The organism is Dactylosporangium sp. CA-233914 (assembly GCF_050942935.1).
In the GTDB taxonomy this organism is placed as follows: Bacteria; Actinomycetota; Actinomycetes; order Mycobacteriales; family Micromonosporaceae; genus Dactylosporangium.
The window spans coordinates 5635217-5654778 of the sequence record NZ_CP192030.1 but is presented as its reverse complement, the minus strand read 5'-3'; the positions used below and the strand labels follow the sequence as shown (position 1 = coordinate 5654778).

The window sequence follows — 19562 nt, the reverse complement described above, 5'->3', positions numbered from 1 at the left end:
TAGTCCCGCAGATGTACCAGTACCGGACGGGGCCCCGCGGCGAGCAGGGCCCCGTCCGGCAGAACACCGGTCAGGCGATCCGGCGGCGCGGACGGCCGAGCCGGAACAGGCCCGAGCCCGCGATCGCCAGCGCCAGCCCGACGAGGACCTGCTGCGTCACCGCGGCGCCGGTCACCGCCAGGTTGCCGGTGCTCGGGGCCGGAGCCGGGGCCGGGGCCGGGGCCGAGGCCGCGACCGTCAGCGCGAGCGCCATCGAGCGGGTCGTGCCGTCCGGGGCCACGCCCTGTGCGAGGGCGGTGTGCGCGCCGAAGGCCAGGTCCGTCGGGATGGTGATCGGCTTGCTGAAGTTCCCGGCCCCGTCGGTGACGGCGGTGCCGAGGACCTGCGGCGCGGAGTACATCGAGATGACGACGGTCGAGTACGCCGCGAAGCCGGTGCCGACGAACGTGATCGCCTGGCCGGGCTCGGCCTGCGAGATCTGGCCCTGGTCGGTGGTCAGGGTCAGGTTCGTCGACGGCGGCGTGGCCGGCGGCACCGGCGCGGCCGGCGTGACGGCCGAGGACGGGCCGGCCGGCTCCGACTGCGCCTCACCGGCGAGCGCGACCACCGTGACCGTGTAGGTCGTGCCGGCCGTCGCGCCGAGGATGCAGGTCAGCGCCCCGGTCGTGGTGCAGGTCGCCGGGCCCGGGTTCGCGATCGCCTTGTACCCGGTGATGCCCGTCGTGCTCTGCGGCGCCAGCCAGGTCACGGCGATCGACGAGTCCGCCGCCGTGGCCGAGACGCCCGACGGCGCCGGCGGCGTCACCGAGAACGACCGGGCAACGGCCGGCGCGGCCGCGAAGTACCCGTTGCCCGCCTGGTTCGCGGTCAGCGTGCACACGCCCGGCTTGAGCAGCATCACCGGCGTGCCCAGCGTCTCCGGCCGGTGCCCCTCCACGTCGGGCGCGACCGTGCACACGTCGGTCGTGCCGCTGGTGACCGTCACCCACAGTCCGGAGGACGCCGTGGGATTGACGCTGACGCTCGCCGTGCCCGCCGCGACGTCCGCCGGCTGCGCGAACGTGATCGTCTGCGGGTCGGGGATCGCCGGGTACACGTCGATCGTCGACGTCACGATCCCGTTCGTGACGTTGCTCAGCCCGGTGACCGCGTCCGCCCCGGCGATCGTCTTCAGGCCCGGGGTGGCGAACGCCAGCGGTACCGTCATCGTGCAGCCCGCCACGCCGATCGGCAGCTCGCCGGACGCGAGCGACACGCTCGACTGCCCGGCGGTCGCCGTCAGGGTGCCGCCGCACTCGTTGACCGGCGCCCCCGAGCCGACCGTCACGCCGGTCGGCAGCGCCAGGGTGAACGCCATGCCCGACTTCGCGTCGGTCGAGGGCATCCGGTCCAGCGCCAGGCTCAGCGCGGCCGGGTTGCCCGACACGACCGACACGCCGGAGAAGCCGCCGGTGAGCGTGGCGTCGGCCGGCGTCGCCGTCATCGTGGCGCCGAGCGTCGAGCCGCTGAGGTTGGAGCCGTTCCAGAGGTGGGCGCTGACGCCGTACGTGCCCGGCTCGGTGGCGTGCACGTCCGCGGTGAACGTGCAGATCGGGACGATGTTGGACAGTATCGCCTGGCTGACCTGGACCTGGTAGCCGTCCACGATCGTCACGGTCGCGCCGCACGACGTGGTGGTCGGGCCCTCCGGCACGATGCCGGTGGGCAGGTCGATCCAGAACCCGACGCCGTCGGTGGAGCCGGGGATCAGGCCGTCGTACGTCAGCGTCGCCTTCCACTTGAAGGTCTGCCCGACCTTCGCGGTGGCCGGCTCGTACACCGCCGTCAGCGCGGCGTAGTTCGTGTTGATCTCGGCCACGCCCGGACGGCCGGCGACGGTCGCCGTCTGCTTGGCGGCTTTGTCGGTACCGCTGGTGCCGTCCCCGCCCGGCCGAGCCTTCCCGGCCTGATCGTCGGCGTCGACGCCCTGCTTCACCGAGACGTCGGCGCCCTTCCTGCCGACACTCTTGCTGTCCGCGGCCTTCTTGTCCGCGCCTTTGCTGTCGACGCCGTTGCTGTCGGCGGCCTTGTTGTCCGCAGCCCTCGTGTCGGCGGCCTTGTTGTCCGCAGCCCTCGTGTCGGCGGCCTTGTTGTCCGCAGCCCTCGTGTCGGCGACCGTCTTGCCGGCGGCCGTCTTGTCCGCGGCGCGCCCGGCCTTCTTGCCGCCTTGCTTACCTTGCTTACCTTCCTTTCCCTGCTTCCCTTGCTGTTCGCTGTGGCGCTGCACGCCGTCGCCGGCGGGACGCTCGGCGGCGAACGCCGTCGGCGCAGCCAGCCCTGGCCCGGCGACGAGCGCGGCGGCCAGCAGTGCGCCCGCCGTCGCCCACCGGGCGCGGCGGCCCGACCGCCGTAGAACACAAGAACTCACAACACCCCCCGTGGTGTCCGCGGCCCGGAAACCCGGAGCCGTGCACAAAGTACGACAAAACCCACGATGAGGTGATCAAGACCACTAAATTTGCCTTACCGCACATAACCGAAATGTCGGATATGTGCGACGTCCTCAGGTCGGACGGACCGCGAGCAGGGCCAGCTGCAGGGCCAGACGGGCGTCGGGATCGTCGAGCCGCTCGCCGAAGAGCTCGCGCAGCCGGCGGAGCCGGTAGCGGACCGTCTGCGGGTGCGTGTGCAGCGCCGCGGCCGCCGGGATCACCTGGCCCTGGGCGCGCAGCCACGCCAGCAGGGTCGCGGCCAGCGGTCGGCGGGCCGCCGGGGTCAGCGCCCGCAGCGGTTCGAGCACGCGGTCGGCCAGGCGTTCGGCGACGCCCGGCTCCCAGTCCAGCAGCAGGGGCACGAGATGCTCGTCGCAGTCGACGACGCCGTCCGGCAGGCGGGCGGACTGCTGCAGCTGCAGGGCCCGGCGCGAGATGCGGTACGAGCGGCGCGCGTACCGCAGCGGCACCAGCGGACGGACCGCGGCGCGGCGGCCGGACAGGGCCCGGTCCAGGGTGGCCGGGGACGGGCACAGCAGGCGGGTGGCGCCGTCGATGACGGTGGCGATGGCGCCGCCGCCGGCCGCGCGGGCCAGGTGCTCGGCATCGGTGCCCTCGACGCTCACCGCGCGGACCGAGGCCAGCAGCGGCCAGCGGGCGGCCTCGGCGGCGGCGTGCAGGGCCGGCTCGGCGGGCGGGTCGGGCTGGATGAGCAGGGTGATCAGGCGGCGGCGGGCCTGGGCCCAGTCGTGGGCGGCATCGCGCTGCTCGTCGAGGTACCCCTCGGCGGCCGCGCCGGCCAGCGCGTCGACGTAGCCGAAGAGGGCGGCGGCGACGACGTACAGTTCGGCCGGCGGGATCGGGCCCGGCTCGGCGACCAACGCCGCCCAGAACGTCTGGGCGCCGACGGTGAGGATGGAGCGCAGGGCGTCGACGCGGTGGCCCTCGCGGTATTCGGTGCGGCCCAGCTCGGCGAAGACCGCCAGCGTCGGGGCAAGGTCCGCGCCGGAGGTGAACGTGGCGACGGCGGTCTCGACGCCCAGGGTGAGGCCGTGCCCCTGGCCGCCGCTGAGCGAGCGGCCCTGGGCCCGCATCGCGGCGCGGACGGCGGTCAGGACGCGCTCCAGCAGGACCGGATGAAGGTCGCGCAGATGCGGCGGGAGCGCCGAATTTGTCACCGGGGTGACAAGCCCCGCCGGATTTTGTGGTTTGGACACCAACGATTTTGGCACGGTGGTGCCTAGCCTGGTCGGGTGGACGCGGATGTGATCGTTGTCGGGGCGGGGCTGGCCGGGCTGGTGGCCGCGGCCGAGGTGGCGGACGCGGGCAAGCGGGTGATCCTGCTCGACCAGGAGCCGGAGCAGAGCCTCGGCGGGCAGGCGTTCTGGTCGTTCGGCGGGCTGTTCTTCGTCGACTCGCCGCAGCAGCGGCGGATGGGCATCCGCGACTCGGTGGAGCTGGCCTGGCAGGACTGGCTGGGCAGCGCGCAGTTCGATCGCGAGGAGGACCACTGGCCGCGGCGCTGGGCCGAGGCGTACGTCAACTTCGCGGCCGGCGAGAAGCGCGCCTGGCTGCGGTCCATGGGGCACCGGGTCTTCCCGGTCGTCGGGTGGGCCGAGCGCGGCGGCGGACCGGCGGACGGCCACGGCAACTCGGTGCCGCGGTTCCACATCACGTGGGGCACCGGGCCGGGGATCGTGGAGCCGTTCGAGCGCCGGGTCAAGGCCTCCGACCGGGTCCAGCTGCGCTTCCGGCACCGGGTCGACGAACTCGGGCCGGGATCGGTCCGCGGCACGATCCTGGAGCCGAGCACCGTCCTTCGTGGACAGTCGAGCTCGCGCACCGCGGTCGGGGAGTTCGAGCTGTCGGCCTCGGCGGTCATCGTGACCTCCGGCGGCATCGGCGGCGACCACGACCTGGTGCGCAAGGCCTGGCCGGCCCGGCTGGGGGCGCCGCCGAGGCGGATGGTCGCCGGGGTGCCCGCGCACGTCGACGGGCGGATGCTCGCCATCACCGAGGCGGCCGGCGGGCGGATCATCAACCCCGACCGGATGTGGCACTACACCGAGGGCCTGCGCAACTGGGACCCGATCTGGCCTGAGCACGGCATCCGCATCCTGCCCGGGCCGTCGTCGCTGTGGCTGGACGCGACCGGCAAGCGGCTGCCGGCGCCGTGCTTCCCGGGCTTCGACACGCTCAGCACGCTGCGGCACATCACCGCGACCGGGTACGACCACAGCTGGTTCGTCCTGACCCAGAAGATCATCGAGAAGGAGTTCGCGCTCTCCGGCTCCGAGCAGAACCCGGACCTCACCAACCGCAGCGTGCGCCAGGTGCTGCAGCGGGTGAAGAAGGGCGCGCCCGGGCCCGTCGAGGCCTTCAAACAGCACGGCGCCGACTTCGTCGTCGCCGGCACGCTGGACGAGCTGATCGCCGGGATGCAGCGGCTCGAGCCGGACGTGGCGCTGGACGCCGCCGCGATCCGGGGCGCCGTCGAAGCCCGCGACCGCGAGATGGCCAACACCTTCACCAAGGACGCCCAGATCACGGCGATCCGGGGAGCCCGCTCGTACCGTGGCGACAAGCTCATCCGCGTCGCGACCCCGCACCGCCTGCTGGACCCGAAGGCCGGCCCGCTCATCGCCGTGCGCCTGAACATCCTGACCCGCAAGACCCTCGGCGGGCTGGAAACCGACCTGCAGGGCCGGGTCCTGCGCGCCGACGGCACCCCGCTGCCCGGCGTGTACGCGGCCGGCGAGGTCGCGGGCTTCGGGGGCGGGGGGATGCACGGGTACAACTCCCTGGAGGGAACCTTCCTGGGCGGCTGCCTCTTCTCGGGCCGCACGGCCGGGCGGGCGGCGGCCGCGGCCGCCTAGCCTCCCCGCGCCGGGCGCGGGGAGGCGGCGCAGGGAGGCGGGCGGCGGTAGAGTCCGGTCACATGCGACGACCGCCCGTCTCGGGCCTGCTGGCGCTCGCGGCGACCGTCCCCGGCGTGGTCGTCGCCCTCACCGGCCTCGAGCTGCCCGCACCCGTGGCCGCGGTCGTCTACGGCGGCGCGATCGTCGGGGCCGCGTTCGTCCTGGCGTGGGCGGCCGAGGCGGCCCAGGTCGACGTGTCGGCGGGGCTGGCGGTGGCGGTGCTCGCGCTCATCGCGGTCCTGCCCGAGTATTCGGTCGACTTCGTCTTCACCTGGCAGGGCGGGGCGGACACCCGGGAGTACGGCGCCGCCTGCGCGCCCCCGGGCGGCGACGGCACCCCGGCCTGCTCCCTGGCCCTGGCCAACATGACCGGCGCCAACCGGATCCTCGTCGGCCTCGGGTGGGTGCTGGTCGTGCTCATCGCCTGGCGCCGCGGCGGGCGGCGCGGGATCAGGCTCGGGTGCGCCGACGCCGTGCCGCTCGCGTTCCTCACGATCGCGTCGCTGTACTGCCTGATCCTGCCCTTCAAGCGGACCCTCACCCTGTGGGACACCGCCGTGCTCGTGGCGGTCTTCGTCGCCTACAGCTGGCGGGTGTCGCGCGCCCCGGCCGGGGAGCCCGAGCTGATCGGCCCGTCCGCGTGGATCGGCGGCCTGGGCAGGGCGCCGCGGCGGGCCGTCGTCATCGGGCTGTTCGTCGTCGCGGCGGCCGTCATCCTGCTCGCCGCCGAGCCGTTCGCCGAATCCCTCGTCGACACCGGCGAGGACCTCGGCATCAGCCAGTTCCTGCTCGTGCAGTGGGTGGCGCCGCTGGCCTCCGAGGCACCCGAGCTGCTCGTCGCCGGGCTCTACGCGTGGCGGCTGCACACCACGGAGGCGCTCGGCGCGCTGGTCTCCTCGAAGGTCAACCAGTGGACGCTGCTCGTCGGCACGCTGCCGGTCGTCTTCGCCGCCTCCAGCCACGGGTGGTCGGGGCTGCCGATCGCGGCGGCCCAGCGCGGCGAGCTGCTGCTGACCGCGGCCCAGTCGCTGCTGGCGATCGCGCTGCTGCTCGGGCTGACGCTGAGCCTGCGGGCGGCGCTGATGCTGCTGGGTCTGTTCCTGGTGCAGTTCGTCCTCGGCGCGCTGATCCCGCCGCGCTGGCACGACGAGGAGCTGGTCACGCTCAGCGTCGTGTATCTCGCCCTCGCCGTCGTCGCGCTGGTCCGCAAGCGCGACTGCCTGGTGCCGATGCTGCGCGACGGGCTGCTCGCGCGGCACGACCAACTGGGCGACGACCTGCTCTGCACGACCACCGGCGGCGGCCGCCTGCGCCTGCGCACCCGGCTCCGGGCGGTGATGCCAACCCATCCACCCGTTTGAACGGCGGCCGGCAGCGGAGCCGGGCGCTGCTGAGCCGATGCACCGGCTCGGGGACATCGAGCGGCTCCGGACCTCAGGGCCGCCGGGCCTCGCGCGCTGGATCGCTCGCACGAGCGGCGAGCGTGGCCGTCGCCCGCTCCAGCAGCACGAGCGCGGCGAGCTCCAGCCAGCGGCGGCCGCAGGGGCAGCGGCGGTACCGCACGATGCCCTCCGATGTGACGTGCGACGACTCGACGGCGGCCCCCGCCGCCGGCCGCCCGCAGGCGCTGCAGGTTTCCATGTCCACGAGCATGCTGTAATGGCCTTGTGCAATTCAACCATTACGGCGGCTCGGGCACGTTCCTCGCCGCCGACCTGCTCAACACCGGCGAGCTCACCCCCGCGACGCTGCGCCGCCTGCTCGGCGCGCACGAGATGGCGAACCGCGACCTCGACGAGGCCCAGGCGGCGGCGCTGGCGGCGTGGCTCGCCGGCGTCCGCCCGGTCTTCGGCGAGCCCGCCGTCGTCCGCCAGATCGCCCTGGTCAACGAGCTGCTCTGCGGCGCCACGGCCTCGGTGCGCGTGTCGATGCACGACGGCAACGCACCCCACCTGCACTACATCACCGGCACCGACGACCCGGTCGCGCGGATCAGCGCGGCGATCGCCGGCGGGCTCGCGGTCGCGGTGTGCGGGGCGGGCGGCTCGCGGCTCGGGCGGTGCTCGCGCGAGGGCTGCCCCGTCGTGTACGTCGACACGTCCCGCAACGGCCGGCGCCGTTTCTGCTCCACCGCGTGCGCCAACCGGGTCAACGTCGCGGCTCACCGCGCCCGGGAGAAGACCCCGGGGTAACCTCGCCGCCGTGCGGGGCGGGTCAGGCGATCGCGTCGGCCAGGACGTTGGCGACCGCGACGCGGGTCGGGTCCGGGTTGGCCCAGCTCCAGTTCGGGTGGGCGCGGTTGGTCAGCAGCACCAGGACGAGCTTGCGGCGCGGCTCGACCACCAGCTCGCAGCCGGTGAACCCGGTGTGACCGAACGCGCCCGAGCCGGCCAGGCGCCCCATGAACCAGGGCTGGTCCAGCTCCAGGCCCAGGCCGTGGGTGGAGCTGCGGTTCGGGCGGTCGACGTCGGTGGCGGGCAGGCCGGCGTTGTGGTTGGTGAGCATGGTGCGCACGATGGCCTCGGAGAGGAGCCGCTTGCCGTTGTACTGCCCGCCGCCGAGCAGCATCAGCCCGATCACGGACAGGTCGGCGGCGGTGGTGAAGATGCCCGCGGAGCCGGCCACGCCGCCGAGGACGTTGCAGATGTCGTCGTGGACGGTGCCGCGCAGCAGGCCGCGGGAGGTGCGGGCGTCGGTGGCGACGAGCCGGTTGGCCTTGTCCGCGGCGCTGAGCCAGCCCAGCGGCTTGAAGCCGGTGTCGCGCAGCCCGAGCGGGCCGGTGATCTCGGTCTTCACCTGCTGGTCGAGGGGCTTGCCGGTGAGCTTCTCCAGGATCTGCTGGGTGAGCAGCAGGCCGAGGCTGGTGTAGCGGAACAGGGAGCCCGGCGCGACCCCGTCGGCCAGGGGCGTCGAGACGATGTACTCCCACCGCGCCGCCACGTCCGGCTTCTTCGACGTCTCCGGGATCGACGGGCCGACCGGCAGGCCGCTGGTGTGCGTGAGCAGCATCGCGACCGTGACCGCGGACTTGCCCGGGCCGTCGAAGGCCGGCAGGTACTGGGACACGGGCGCGTTGAGGTCGAGCCGGCCGCGGTCGGCCTGCTGGACGGCCAGGATCGTGGTGAACACCTTCGTGACGGAGGCGACGTCGAAGACCGAGTCGGGGCGCATCGCCACGCGCTTGCTCGCCGCCAGCTCAACCGGGCCGGCGCCGTAGCGCAGCGCGTCGCCGACCGCCGCGTGCGTGGTGACCTTGCCGCCGACGTTGACGAGCACGACCGCGCCCGGGTAGCCGGGATGCTTCGGGTTGTCCGACGTCGGCACCAGGTAACGCTTGAGGGTGTCGACGAGCTTGCCGCTGTACGGCGCGGAGAGGATCTGCCCCGCGACCGCCGACGGCGAGGCGCTCGGCGAGCCCGACGCGGCCAGCCCGGCCACGCCCTCCGCCTCGGCGACCGGCGCGTCACCGGCGGCGGAGCCGGCCGGGCCGGACGGGGCGGCCGCGGGGTGGCCGCCGTCGCCGCACCCGGCGAGCGCGGCGGCGGACGCGGCGAACCCCGCGCCGAGCAGCGCGCGCCGCCCGAACCGCCGATCAAGGGACATGCGCCGGATTCTTGCACCTGCGGCGCGGCGTGACCGGCGTCCTACCGGCCGCCTTCCGGCGCCGTTCGGCGGCCCGGCACTGCCAGAATGGCGGAGTGACCAGCGATCGTCCCGGCCTGGCGCGCCGCCTCGGCGCCGGCGCCGTCCTCGCGCTGGCCGGGCCGGCGGTGACGACGGCCGTGCTGGAGCCGCTGCGGGGACACCTGTCGCTGGCGTCGGTCGCGCTGCTGTACCTCGTGCCGGTCGCCGCCGCCGCGATCGCGGGCGGGCTGTGGCCGGCGCTCGCGGCTGCCGTGATCGCCGACGGGTTGGTCAACGTCGGCTTCGTCCCGCCGTTCGGCACGCTCGCCGTGGCCAGCGTCGACAACGCGATCGTCCTGGTGGTGTACCTCCTGGTCGCCGCCGGGGTCGCGATCGCGGTCGACGTGGTGTCCCGCCAGCGCGCCGCGGCCGCCCGGGCCCGGGAACTGGCACAGGTCGACCGGCTGCGCACCGCCCTGCTCGACGCGGTCAGCCACGACCTGCGCACGCCGCTGGCCGGGATCAAGGCGGCCACGTCCAGCCTGCGCAGCCCCGACGTGGAGTTCTCCGCCGCCGACCGCGCCGAACTGCTGGCCACCGTCGAGGAGGCCACCGACCGGATGACGGCCCTGGTGGAGAACCTGCTCTCGCTGAGCCGCCTGCGAGCGGGCGTGCTGTCGGCGACGCCGGAGCCGACGGCCCTCGACGCGGTGGCCGCGGATGTCGTACTGCACGTGCCCGCGACGGAGCACGGCCGCGCCCGGGTCGCGGTGGACGTCCCCGACGACCTGCCCCTGGCGCTGGCCGACCCCGGCCTGCTGGAGCGGGTGGTGGCCAACCTCGTGGCCAACGCGCTCGCGGCCGCCCCGCACGTGCGCGTCACCGGATCGGCGGCCGGCGGCCGGGTGCGCCTGCACGTCGCCGACGACGGCCCCGGCGTCCCGCCCGCCGACTTCGCCGCGCTGTTCGAGCCGTTCCAGCGCCGCGGCGACCGGGGCGGCGCCGGGCTCGGGCTGGGCCTGGCGATCGTGCGCGGGTTCACGGAGGCGATGGGCGGCACGGTCACCCCGTCGCAGACCCCCGGCGGCGGCCTGACGATGACAGTGGAGTTGCCGAGCGCATGACCAGGGTGCTGATTGTCGACGACGACGAGCCGCTGCTGCGGGCGCTGCGGCTGAACTTCGCCGCGCGCGGCTACCAGGTGCAGACGGCGAACACGGCCACGGCCGGCCTGACCGCGGCCGCGCACCACCCGCCGGACCTGGTGATCGTCGACCTGGGCCTGCCCGACCTCGACGGGCTGGACGTGGTCGCGGGCATCCGGGGGTACAGCGGCGTGCCCATCATCGTCCTGTCGGCCCGGCACAGCGGCCCGACCAAGGTCGCCGCGCTGGACGCCGGCGCCGACGACTACGTGACGAAGCCCTTCGGCATGGACGAGCTGCTGGCCCGCATGCGCGCGGCCCTGCGCCGTGCCGCGCCGGAGCCGGCCGCCCCGGTCATCCGGACCGAGGCGTTCCGCCTGGACCTGTCCACGAAGCAGGCCACGGCCCCGGACGGCACGACGATCCGCCTCACCCCGACCGAGTGGCACTTGGTCGAGGTGCTGGCCCGGCACGAGGGCAAGCTGGTCGAGCACAAGCGGCTGCTGCGCGAGGTGTGGGGCCCGCAGTACGAGACCGAGACCAACTACCTGCGGGTGCACTTCGCCAACCTGCGCCGCAAGCTGGAGCCGGACCCGTCCCGCCCCCGCTACTTCGTCACCGAGCCCGGCATCGGCTACCGCCTGGAGGTCACGCCCGCGGGAGGGTGAGGGTCATCGTCAGGCCGCCGCCGGGGGTCGGTTCCGGGGTGAGGGTGCCGTTCATGGCCTCGGCCAGGCCCCGCGAGAGCGCCAGGCCCAGGCCCACGCCGGTCGTGTTGTCGCGGTCGCCGAGGCGCTGGAAGGGCTGGAAGACGCGGTCGTGGTCCTCGGCCGGCAGGCCCGGGCCGTGGTCGACGACGCGGATCTCGACCCGGCCGGCGTGAGCGCTCGCGCCGACGGCCGGCGGGCGGTGCGGCGGGCTGTGGCGCAGGGCGTTGGCGAGCAGGTTGACCAGGATGCGCTCCAGCAGGGCCGGGTCGGCGCTCACCGGCGGCAGGTCCTCGGGCACGCTGATCGTCACCACCGCGTCGAGGTCGTCGGCGGCGCGGGGCAGGGCGTCGGCCAGGTCGACCGGCTCCAGGGTGAGCGCCAGCGCGCCGGCCTGCAGGCGGGACATGTCCAGGAGGTTCTCGACCAGCCGGGTGAGCTTGTCCAGGGACTCCTCGGCCGTCTCCAGCAGCTCGGCCTGGTCCTCGTCGGAAAAGTGCACGTCCGGGCTGCGCAGGCTGCCGACCGCGGCCTTGGCCGAGGCCAGCGGGGTGCGCAGGTCGTGGCTCACCGCGGACAGCAGCGCGGTGCGCAGGCGGTCGACCTCCGCCAGGGTGCCGGCCGCGGCGGCCTGCTCGCCCAGGCGCTGCTGGCGCAGCGCGATCGCGGCGTGGGCGGCGAAGGCCTCGACCAGGCGGCGGTCGGCGGCCGGGAGGGGGTGACCGCGCAGGACCAGGGAGACGTGCTCCTCGATCGACACCTCGGTCTCGCCGTCGCCCGGCGACGTGCACGGGGTGCCGCCGACGGACGCGGCGACGCGCCACGGGGCGTGCTCGCCGTCGCGCTCCAGCAGCGTGACGCAGTCCAGGCCGAAGGACTCGCGGACGCGTTCGAGGAGGGCCCCGAGCGGGTTGTCGCCGTGCATGACGCTGCCGGCCAGGGTGGCCAGGGTCTGGGCCTCGGCGGAGGCGCGGGCGGCGTCGCGGGCGCGGCGGGCGGCCCCGTCGACGACGGTGGCGACGGCGACGGCGACGAAGACGAAGGCCACGAGCGCGAAGAGGTTCTCGCGCTCGTGGATCGTGAAGCGGTTCAGCGGCGGGGTGAAGTACCAGTTGAGCAGCAGAAACCCGCCGACCGCGCAGAGCAGGGCCGGCAGCAGGCCGCCGACCAGGGCGGCGGCGACCGCCAGGACGAGGTAGGCCAGGATGTCGGTCGGCAGGCTCGCGCCGCCGCGCAGGGCATCGAGGGCGATCGTGAGCAGGGGCAGGCCGGCGAGTGACAGGGCGAAGCCGGCGAGGCGGCGCCCGCGGTCGAGACCGCCGGCGCGGCGGGTGCGCCAGGCGAAGCGGCGGGCCTCCTCGTGGGTGACGAGGTGGACGTCGATGGCGCCGGAGCCGGCCGTGGTCGTCACGCCGACGCCCGGGGACAGCATCTGGGCGAGGCGGCCGCGGCGGCTGGCGCCCAGGACGAGCTGGGTGGCGTTGACGCCGCGGGCGAAGTCGAGCAGGGCGCGCGGGACGTCGGCGCCGAGAACCTGATGGTAGGTCCCGCCGAGCGACTCGACCAGCAGCCGCTGGCGGGTCAGGTTGGCCGGGTCGGCGCCGGCCAGGCCGTCGCCGCGCACGACGTGCACGGCGAGCAGATCGGCGCCCTTGGTGCGGGCCGCGACCCGGGCGGCGCGGCGCACGAGAGTGTCGCCCTCGGGGCCGCCGGTCAGCGCCACGACGACCCGTTCGCGGGTCTCCCAGGTCTTGGCGATGCCGTGCTCGGCGCGGTAGCGCTCCAGCTGCTCGTCGACCTTGTCCGCGAGCCACAACAGCGCCAGCTCGCGCAGCGCGGTGAGGTTGCCGACCCGGAAGTAGTTGCCCAGCGCCGCGTCGATCTTCTCCGGCTTGTAGACGTTGCCGTGCGCCATGCGGCGGCGCAGCGCCTCGGGGGTCATGTCCACGAGCTCGATCTGCTCGGCCCGGCGGACCACCGCGTCCGGCACGGTCTCGCGCTGCGGCACCCCGGTGATCGACTCGACCACGTCGTTGAGCGACTCGAGGTGCTGGATGTTGACCGTGGTCAGCACGTCGATGCCGGCCTCCAGGAGCCGCTGGATGTCCTGCCAGCGTTTGGCGTGGGCGCCGCCGGGAACGTTGGTGTGGGCCAGCTCGTCGACGAGCGCGACCTCGGGCCGGCGGGCCAGGACGGCATCCAGGTCGAGCTCGGTGAAGGCCGCGGCGCGATACGTCATCCGCTTGCGCGGCACGACCTCCAGGCCGTCGAGCAGGACCTCGGTGAAGGGGCGGTCGTGGGTCTCGACGAACCCGACGACCACGTCGGTGCCGCGTTCGAGCCGGCGCCGCCCCTCCTCCAGCATCTTGTACGTCTTGCCGACGCCGGGCGCCGCGCCCAGGTACACCCGCAGCGTCCCGCGCGTCGTCATGGCGGTTCAGCTCCGATCGAGGGCGAGGTTGAGTTCCAGGACGTTCACCGCCGGCGCTCCCATGAACCCGAGGGTACGGCCGTCGGTGTGCGCCTCGACCAGCCCGCGCACCCGCTCCGGCGACATCCCGCGGGCCTTCGCGACCCGGGGGACCTGCAGGTTCGCGTAGGCGACGCTGATGTGCGGGTCGAGACCGCTGCCGCTGGCCGTGACCGCGTCGGCCGGCACGGCCGGGTGGTCGGGGGCGCCGCCGCGGATCGGGGTCATCATCGCGGCGCTGTAGTCCTCGCCCTCCTTGGCGCACCGCACCGGCCGGCCCTGGTACTCGCGGACGAACGGGGTGGCGGGGCAGGTCTCGTTGATGCTCACGGCGTGGCCGGGATAGACGGCGAGCACGGCGCCGGCGCCGCCGCGGGTGCAGAAGGGCCGGGAGCCGTCCACGCCCTCGAGCTCCCCGACGGCCTTGCTGCGCCGGCAGACCTGGTTGAGCAGCTTCACGTTCTCCGGGCCCAGGTTGCTCGCCGACGTGGCCTCCGGATCGTAGCCCGCCCCGGCGGCGGAGGGCCGGGACTGGAAGTACTGCTTGAGCGGGTTGCCCTGGGCGTCGGTGAAGGACTGGCCGATGAGGGCGGATCCCCGGCGGCCGATGAGGGAGCCGTCGGCGTTGCCGGCCAGGCCCGGGACGCGGGCGACGGCGACCATGAGCAGCGGGTAGGCCAGGCCGAGCACGATGGTCAGGGCGACCAGGGCGCGCAGGGCGGCGAGGTGCTGGGCGAGCCAGGCTGGGAGTCGCATGTCAGATCCCCGGGATGTTCATGATGATGAGGTCGATGATCTTGATGCCGATGAACGGCACGATCACACCGCCGGCGCCGTAGACGAGCAGGTTGCGGCGCAGCATCGCCGCCGCCGAGCCGGGCCGGTAGCGCACCCCGCGCAGGGCGAGCGGGATGAGGGCGACGATGACGAGCGCGTTGAAGATGACCGCGGACAGGATCGCCGACGTCGGCGAGTGCAGCCGCATGATGTTGATCTTGTCCAGGCCCGGGTACACCGCGGCGAACATCGCCGGGATGATCGCGAAGTACTTGGCGATGTCGTTGGCGATCGAGAACGTCGTCAGCGCGCCCCGGGTGATCAGCAACTGCTTGCCGATCTCGACGATCTCGATGAGCTTCGTCGGGTCGGAGTCCAGGTCGACCATGTTCCCGGCCTCCTTGGCGGCCGAGGTGCCGGTGTTCATGGCCACCCCGACGTCGGCCTGGGCCAGCGCGGGGGCGTCGTTGGTGCCGTCGCCGGTCATCGCGACCAGCTTCCCGCCCTGCTGCTCCCGCTTGATCAGGGCCATCTTGTCCTCGGGGGTTGCCTCGGCGAGGAAGTCGTCGACCCCGGCCTCCTGCGCGATCGCCCTGGCGGTGAGCGGGTTGTCACCCGTGATCATGACCGTGCGGATGCCCATCCGCCGCATCTCGTCGAACCGCGCGCGCATGCCCAGCTTGACGACGTCCTTGAGGTGGATGACGCCGAGGGTGCGGGCCGGCTCGCCGGTGCGGCGGGAGGCGACCACGAGCGGGGTGCCGCCGGAGGAGGAGACGGCGTCCACAATGGACCCGACCTCGCTGATGGGGTGGCCGCCGTTCTCGCGCACCCACTTCATCACGGCCGTGGCCGCGCCTTTGCGGACCTCACGCCCGTCGACGTCCACCCCGGACATCCGCGTCTGGGCGGTGAACGGCACCCACTTGGCGCCGGTGACGTCACGCTCGCGCAACCCGTGATGTTCCTTGGCGTACACCACGATGCTGCGGCCCTCGGGGGTCTCGTCGGCCAGGGAGGAAAGCTGCGCCGCCTCGGCCAGCTCCTGCACGTCCACGCCCTCGACCGGCAGCAGGTCACCCGCCTGCCGGTTGCCCAGCGTGATCGTGCCGGTCTTGTCCAGCAGCAGCGTGTTGACGTCCCCGGCCGCCTCCACCGCCCGGCCCGACATGGCCAGGACGTTGCGCTGCACCAACCGGTCCATGCCGGCGATCCCGATCGCCGACAGCAGCGCCCCGATCGTGGTCGGGATCAGGCAGACCAGCAGCGAAACCAGCACGATACCGGTGACGCCGTCGGCGTTGAGCGCGGCACTGTCCGGGGCGAACGCCTGCACCGCCTTGGAGTAGATCGCCAGCGGCTGCAGGGTCGCCACGGCCAGCAGGAAGATGATCGTCAACGACGCCAGCAGGATGTTCAGCGCGATCTCGTTCGGGGTCTTCTGCCGGTTCGCACCCTCGACCAGGCCGATCATCCGATCGATGAACGACTCCCCCGGCTTCTGGGTGATCTTCACGACGATCCGGTCCGACAACACCTTCGTGCCACCGGTCACCGCACTGCGATCGCCGCCCGACTCGCGGATCACCGGCGCCGACTCACCGGTGATCGCCGACTCGTCGACCGAGGCGATACCCTCGATGACGTCGCCGTCGCCCGGGATGATCTGCCCAGCCTCGACCACGACCACATCGCCCTGCTTGAGCTCGCTCGCCTTGACGGTCCCACCGTCGCGCAGGCACGCCATCGTGTCCTGCTTCGCCCGCCGCAGCGTGTCCGCCTGGGCCTTGCCCCGGCCCTCGGCGACCGCCTCGGCCAGGTTCGCGAACAGCACCGTCAGCCACAGCCACACGGTGATCGCCCACGCGAAGGCGCCGGGGTGCGCAACCGCGAGGACGGTGGTGAAGACCGACCCGATCTCGACGATGAACATGACCGGGTTGCGCCACAGGGTGGCCGGGTTGAGCTTGCGCAGCGCGTCGGGGACCGACTTCCACAGCTGCTTGGGATCCAGCAGACCCGCGGCGATCATGAGCTGCCGAGTCCTTCCGCGAGGGGGCCGAGCGCGACGGCCGGCAGGTAGGTGAGCAGCACGACGATGACCGTGACGGCCACGACCATGCCGATGAAGAGGGGTTGGTACGTCCGCAGCGTCCCCGCCGACGCGGGCGTGGGCTGCTGGCGGGCGAGGGAACCGGCCAGGCCGAGGACGAAGATCATGGGCAGGAACCGGCCCAGCAGCATGCACAGCCCGAGCGCGGTGTTGTAGAACGTCGTGTTGGCGCTGATGCCGGCGAACGCGGAGCCGTTGTTGTTCGACGCGGACGTGAACGCGTACAGCACTTCCGACAGCCCGTGCGGGCCGGGGTTCGCCATCGACGCGCGGGCGGTCCCGGAACCCATCGCGATCGCCGTGCCGACGAGGACGAGGGCCGGGGTCGTCAGCAGGTACAGCGACGCGAACTTGATCTCCCGCGAGCCGATCTTCTTGCCGAGGTACTCCGGTGTCCGCCCGACCATGAGGCCCGCCACGAACACGGTGATCACGGCCAGGATGAGCATGCCGTAGAGGCCCGATCCGACCCCGCCGGGCGCGACCTCGCCGAGCATCATGTTCAGCATCGTGATCATGCCGCCCAGCGCGGTGTAGGAGTCGTGGAACGAGTTCACCGCGCCCGTCGACGTGAGCGTCGTCGCCGCCGCGAACGTCGCCGACTGCGACACCCCGAACCGCGTCTCCGTGCCCTCGCTCGCCGCCCCGACCGCGGTCGGCACCGTCCCGCCGTGGTGCAGCTGCAGCACGTTGATCACGATCACGCTGCCGATCGCCAGGATCGCCATGATCCCGGCGATCGCCAGGCCCTGCCGCTTGTCGCCGACCATCCGGCCGAAGACGCGGGGCAGGCAGAACGGGATCGACAGGATCAGCAGGATCTCGAACCAGTTCGTCCAGCCCGTCGGGTTCTCGAACGGGTGCGCGCTGTTGACGTTGTAGAAGCCGCCGCCGTTCGTGCCCAGCTCCTTGATCACCTCCTGCGAGGCCACGGGGCCGCCGGTGATGTGCTGCGTCGCGCCGGCCAGAGTCGTGACGTCGGTGCCGCCCGAGAGGTTCTGGACCACCCCGCCGGCGATGAGCACCAGCGAGCCCAGCACGGCGATCGGCAGCAGAATCCGCACGCTGATGCGGACCAGGTCGACCCAGAAATTGCCGAGCTGGTCGGTCTTCGACCGCGAGAACCCGCGGACCAGGGCGACCGCCACGGCCACGCCGACCGCCGCCGAGACGAAGTTCTGCACCGCCAGGCCGGACATCTGCACCAGGTGGCCCATGGTCGCCTCACCGGAGTACGACTGCCAGTTCGTGTTCGTCACGAAGCTCACAGCCGTGTTCCACGCCTGGTCCGGTTTCACCGGGGCGAAGCCGAGGCTCAGCCACAGGTGGTTCTGGACGCGCTGGAGCAGGTACAGGAACAGGATCGACACCGCGGAGAAGGCCAGCACGCTGCGGGCATAGACGCCCCACGACTGCTCACCCTCCGGGTTGACCCCTACCGCGCGGTACACGATGCGCTCGCCCCGCAGGTGCCGGACCCCGGTGATCGCGCGGAACATGTAGTCGCCGAACGGGCGGTACAGCAGCACCAGCACGACGATCAGCGAGAGTATGAACAAGGCCCCGGCCATCAGAACCGCTCCGGGAAGAGCAGCGCCGCGACCAGGTATCCGGTCAGCGCGACCGCGAGGACGAGGCCGACGAGGTTCTCGGCGCTCACAGCCGCTCCACCGCCCGCACCGCCAGGCCGAGAACCACGAACGCCGCGATCGTCAGCAGCACGAACACCACATCAGCCACCGGGGATGCCTCCTTCGATATGCCCGACAGCGCCAGTCAAGGCGCGAGTGGAGGCAATGCCCAGAAGCGTTGACGCGATCCCTACGCGGCTCCCGGATTTCTTGACGCGTTCTTAGCTTTAGTTTTAACCTGTGATCTTGGGTTTTGTTGCTGTTGGTTCGTCCGTTGCGGGCTTCTTCTTCCCGACGGGGTAGTGGGTTCGTGGTGGTCGGGTGCTGCCGGTGGGGCGGCCGGGTCCGGGGGCGGTGAATTTTGGTCTACCGGCCGGGGTGCCCAGGTGTCGGCGTAGTTGGCCGAAACCCCGCCGGACCCTGCCCGGGGTGATCGGTGTACCGGTTGGGATCGGTTGCTGCCAGGGCCGGCGCAGATCGGTGGTGAGGGTCCTGGCCAGCCGAAGCTGGGTGTGCGCGGCTATGATCAGCCAGGTCCAGCGCTGCGCCTGCTGCGGGGTGCGGATCTGCGGTGCGGTCCAGCCGAGGGTCTGCTTGAGCAGCCGAAACGTGTGTTCCAGATCGAACCGGCGCAGGTACGTTTTCCACAGCAGGTCCAGGTCGAACCCGGTGCCGGGCGGTGCGGTGTGCCACAGCCACACATCGTCTGGCTTACGGTTGCCGGGGAGGTGCTCGACCTGGATGCGGATGACCGTGCCGGGCACGATCGGTAACACACCGGCGAAGTCGGTCCAGCCGGCCTGCCTGCCCAGCTTCTGGTGCAGTCCATGCCAGGCACTGACCTGCACCTGACCATAGCGTGGACTCTGTGCGGACAACCGCTCATCGGCTGGTGGCAGCGACGCGGGCGTGGACAGTTCGAACCGGTCGCCGTGCCGGCGTGGCCGCCCCGGCCGGCCGTCGACCCGTCCGGCGTAGCCCGGCGCGGCGTAGAACACCCGGTCGCTGCGGACCCGGCCGAGCACCTGCACCCGCGCGCCGCGGGTGCCGAGGAGGTAGCTGATCCTGGTCAGGTCGTAGCCGGAGTCGAACACGAATATCGGGGCGGGCCGCCCCACCAACATGCCGGCCGTGTCCAGCCGCGCGGACACCTCGGCGACCTGCTCGACCGTGACCAGGGTCGGGTCGTCGTGCGGGCCGATCCGTACCGCGTCCAACAGCGTCGTCCACGACGAGGCGCCCCACTGCAGGCCGGCAGCGAACGAGAACGGCCACCCCGGGATCGTCTTACGGGCCCCGTCGCAGCGGCAGGCGGTGTAGCAGTGACACCGTTCCGGGGAAGTTTCCGCGTCCGGACGCGGCCACGACGACACATCCACCGCGATCTTCACCGGCCCGTCGTCCAGACCGTCCCACGAACCGGCAATCAGCTCGCGCAGCGCCGCAACATCGATCACCCCGCAGGCCAGGGCGTCGTACAACGCCCCATGACCCCGCCGGAACGCCTTCTCCAGCGACAGCTCCACCAGCGAACCCACCGGCCCCTGCGCGGTGAGCACCGCATCGACCAGTTCGAACAGGGCATCCGCACGCCTGCCGAAACACCGGTACAGCGCCGCCCGCCACGCGATCAGCCCGGCACGACACACCACCGGCTCAGCCGCGACCACCGCCCGCAAACCTGGCATAGTAGGCCCCACGGCCAC

General features: G+C 72.9%; 15 protein-coding genes. 5 read left to right on the top strand and 10 right to left on the bottom strand.

The features are described from left to right. Positions 1 to 70: 70 nt before the first annotated feature. Positions 71 to 2407 carry a hypothetical protein gene (locus tag ACQPY0_RS24985; RefSeq protein WP_432993245.1) on the bottom strand — a complete coding sequence of 779 codons (2337 nt, stop codon included), beginning with the start codon at positions 2405 to 2407 and terminating at the stop codon, positions 71 to 73. Between the two features lie 135 nt (positions 2408 to 2542). Beyond that, positions 2543 to 3649 carry a helix-turn-helix domain-containing protein gene (locus ACQPY0_RS24980; protein ID WP_432993243.1) on the bottom strand — a complete coding sequence of 369 codons (1107 nt, stop codon included), beginning with the start codon at positions 3647 to 3649 and terminating at the stop codon, positions 2543 to 2545. Between the two features lie 75 nt (positions 3650 to 3724). Here ACQPY0_RS24980 and ACQPY0_RS24975 point away from each other — a divergent pair, with 75 nt between their 5' ends. Both ACQPY0_RS24975 and ACQPY0_RS24970 read left to right on the top strand, forming a co-directional pair. Continuing rightward, positions 3725 to 5347 carry an FAD-binding dehydrogenase gene (locus tag ACQPY0_RS24975; RefSeq protein ID WP_432993241.1) on the top strand — a complete coding sequence of 541 codons (1623 nt, stop codon included), beginning with the start codon at positions 3725 to 3727 and terminating at the stop codon, positions 5345 to 5347. Between the two features lie 62 nt (positions 5348 to 5409). Further along, positions 5410 to 6750, top strand: a complete 1341-nt coding sequence (locus ACQPY0_RS24970; RefSeq protein WP_432993239.1) for a sodium:proton exchanger — start codon at positions 5410 to 5412, stop codon at positions 6748 to 6750. 73 nt (positions 6751 to 6823) lie between these two features. Here ACQPY0_RS24970 and ACQPY0_RS24965 read toward each other — a convergent pair whose 3' ends face one another. Next, positions 6824 to 7030, bottom strand: a complete 207-nt coding sequence (locus ACQPY0_RS24965; RefSeq protein ID WP_432993237.1) for a hypothetical protein — start codon at positions 7028 to 7030, stop codon at positions 6824 to 6826. A 26-nt stretch (positions 7031 to 7056) separates the two neighbouring features. Between ACQPY0_RS24965 and ACQPY0_RS24960 the strand changes: the two genes are divergently transcribed. Further along, entirely contained in the window at positions 7057 to 7581 is a 525-nt protein-coding gene (locus ACQPY0_RS24960) for a CGNR zinc finger domain-containing protein (protein WP_432993235.1), read from the top strand. Between the two features lie 22 nt (positions 7582 to 7603). Here ACQPY0_RS24960 and ACQPY0_RS24955 read toward each other — a convergent pair whose 3' ends face one another. Then, on the bottom strand, positions 7604 to 8992 hold the full coding sequence (locus ACQPY0_RS24955) for a serine hydrolase domain-containing protein (protein WP_432993233.1): 1389 nt from the start codon (positions 8990 to 8992) through the stop codon (positions 7604 to 7606). A 95-nt stretch (positions 8993 to 9087) separates the two neighbouring features. Between ACQPY0_RS24955 and ACQPY0_RS24950 the strand changes: the two genes are divergently transcribed. Beyond that, the gene (locus ACQPY0_RS24950; RefSeq protein WP_432993231.1) at positions 9088 to 10137 is read left to right on the top strand and encodes a sensor histidine kinase; all 1050 of its coding nucleotides are present in this window, start codon (positions 9088 to 9090) and stop codon (positions 10135 to 10137) included. Then, complete coding sequence (locus tag ACQPY0_RS24945) at positions 10134 to 10826, top strand: response regulator (protein ID WP_432993229.1); 693 nt, start codon at positions 10134 to 10136, stop codon at positions 10824 to 10826. The genes ACQPY0_RS24950 and ACQPY0_RS24945 overlap by 4 nt, the downstream gene beginning before the upstream one ends. Here the strand turns inward: ACQPY0_RS24945 and ACQPY0_RS24940 are convergent. The 6 genes from ACQPY0_RS24940 to ACQPY0_RS24915 all read right to left on the bottom strand — a co-directional run bounded on the left by ACQPY0_RS24940 (position 10807) and on the right by ACQPY0_RS24915 (position 19526). Beyond that, positions 10807 to 13296 carry an ATP-binding protein gene (locus ACQPY0_RS24940; protein ID WP_432993227.1) on the bottom strand — a complete coding sequence of 830 codons (2490 nt, stop codon included), beginning with the start codon at positions 13294 to 13296 and terminating at the stop codon, positions 10807 to 10809. The genes ACQPY0_RS24945 and ACQPY0_RS24940 overlap by 20 nt on opposite strands. Before the next feature lie 6 nt (positions 13297 to 13302). Next, on the bottom strand, positions 13303 to 14091 hold the full coding sequence (locus tag ACQPY0_RS24935; RefSeq protein WP_432993225.1) for a potassium-transporting ATPase subunit C: 789 nt from the start codon (positions 14089 to 14091) through the stop codon (positions 13303 to 13305). Between the two features lies 1 nt (position 14092). Further along, positions 14093 to 16144, bottom strand: coding sequence for a potassium-transporting ATPase subunit KdpB (gene kdpB, locus ACQPY0_RS24930; protein WP_432993223.1), 2052 nt, complete (start codon positions 16142 to 16144; stop codon positions 14093 to 14095). After that, positions 16141 to 17796, bottom strand: coding sequence for a potassium-transporting ATPase subunit KdpA (gene kdpA, locus ACQPY0_RS24925; RefSeq protein WP_432993221.1), 1656 nt, complete (start codon positions 17794 to 17796; stop codon positions 16141 to 16143). The genes kdpB and kdpA overlap by 4 nt, the downstream gene beginning before the upstream one ends. Further along, positions 17796 to 17885 (bottom strand): K(+)-transporting ATPase subunit F, encoded by a 90-nt coding sequence (gene kdpF / locus ACQPY0_RS24920; RefSeq protein ID WP_432993219.1) that lies wholly within the window; start codon positions 17883 to 17885, stop codon positions 17796 to 17798. The genes kdpA and kdpF overlap by 1 nt, the downstream gene beginning before the upstream one ends. A gap of 204 nt (positions 17886 to 18089) precedes the next feature. Continuing rightward, positions 18090 to 19526, bottom strand: a complete 1437-nt coding sequence (locus ACQPY0_RS24915; protein WP_432995309.1) for an NF041680 family putative transposase — start codon at positions 19524 to 19526, stop codon at positions 18090 to 18092. Positions 19527 to 19562: the final 36 nt, after the last annotated feature.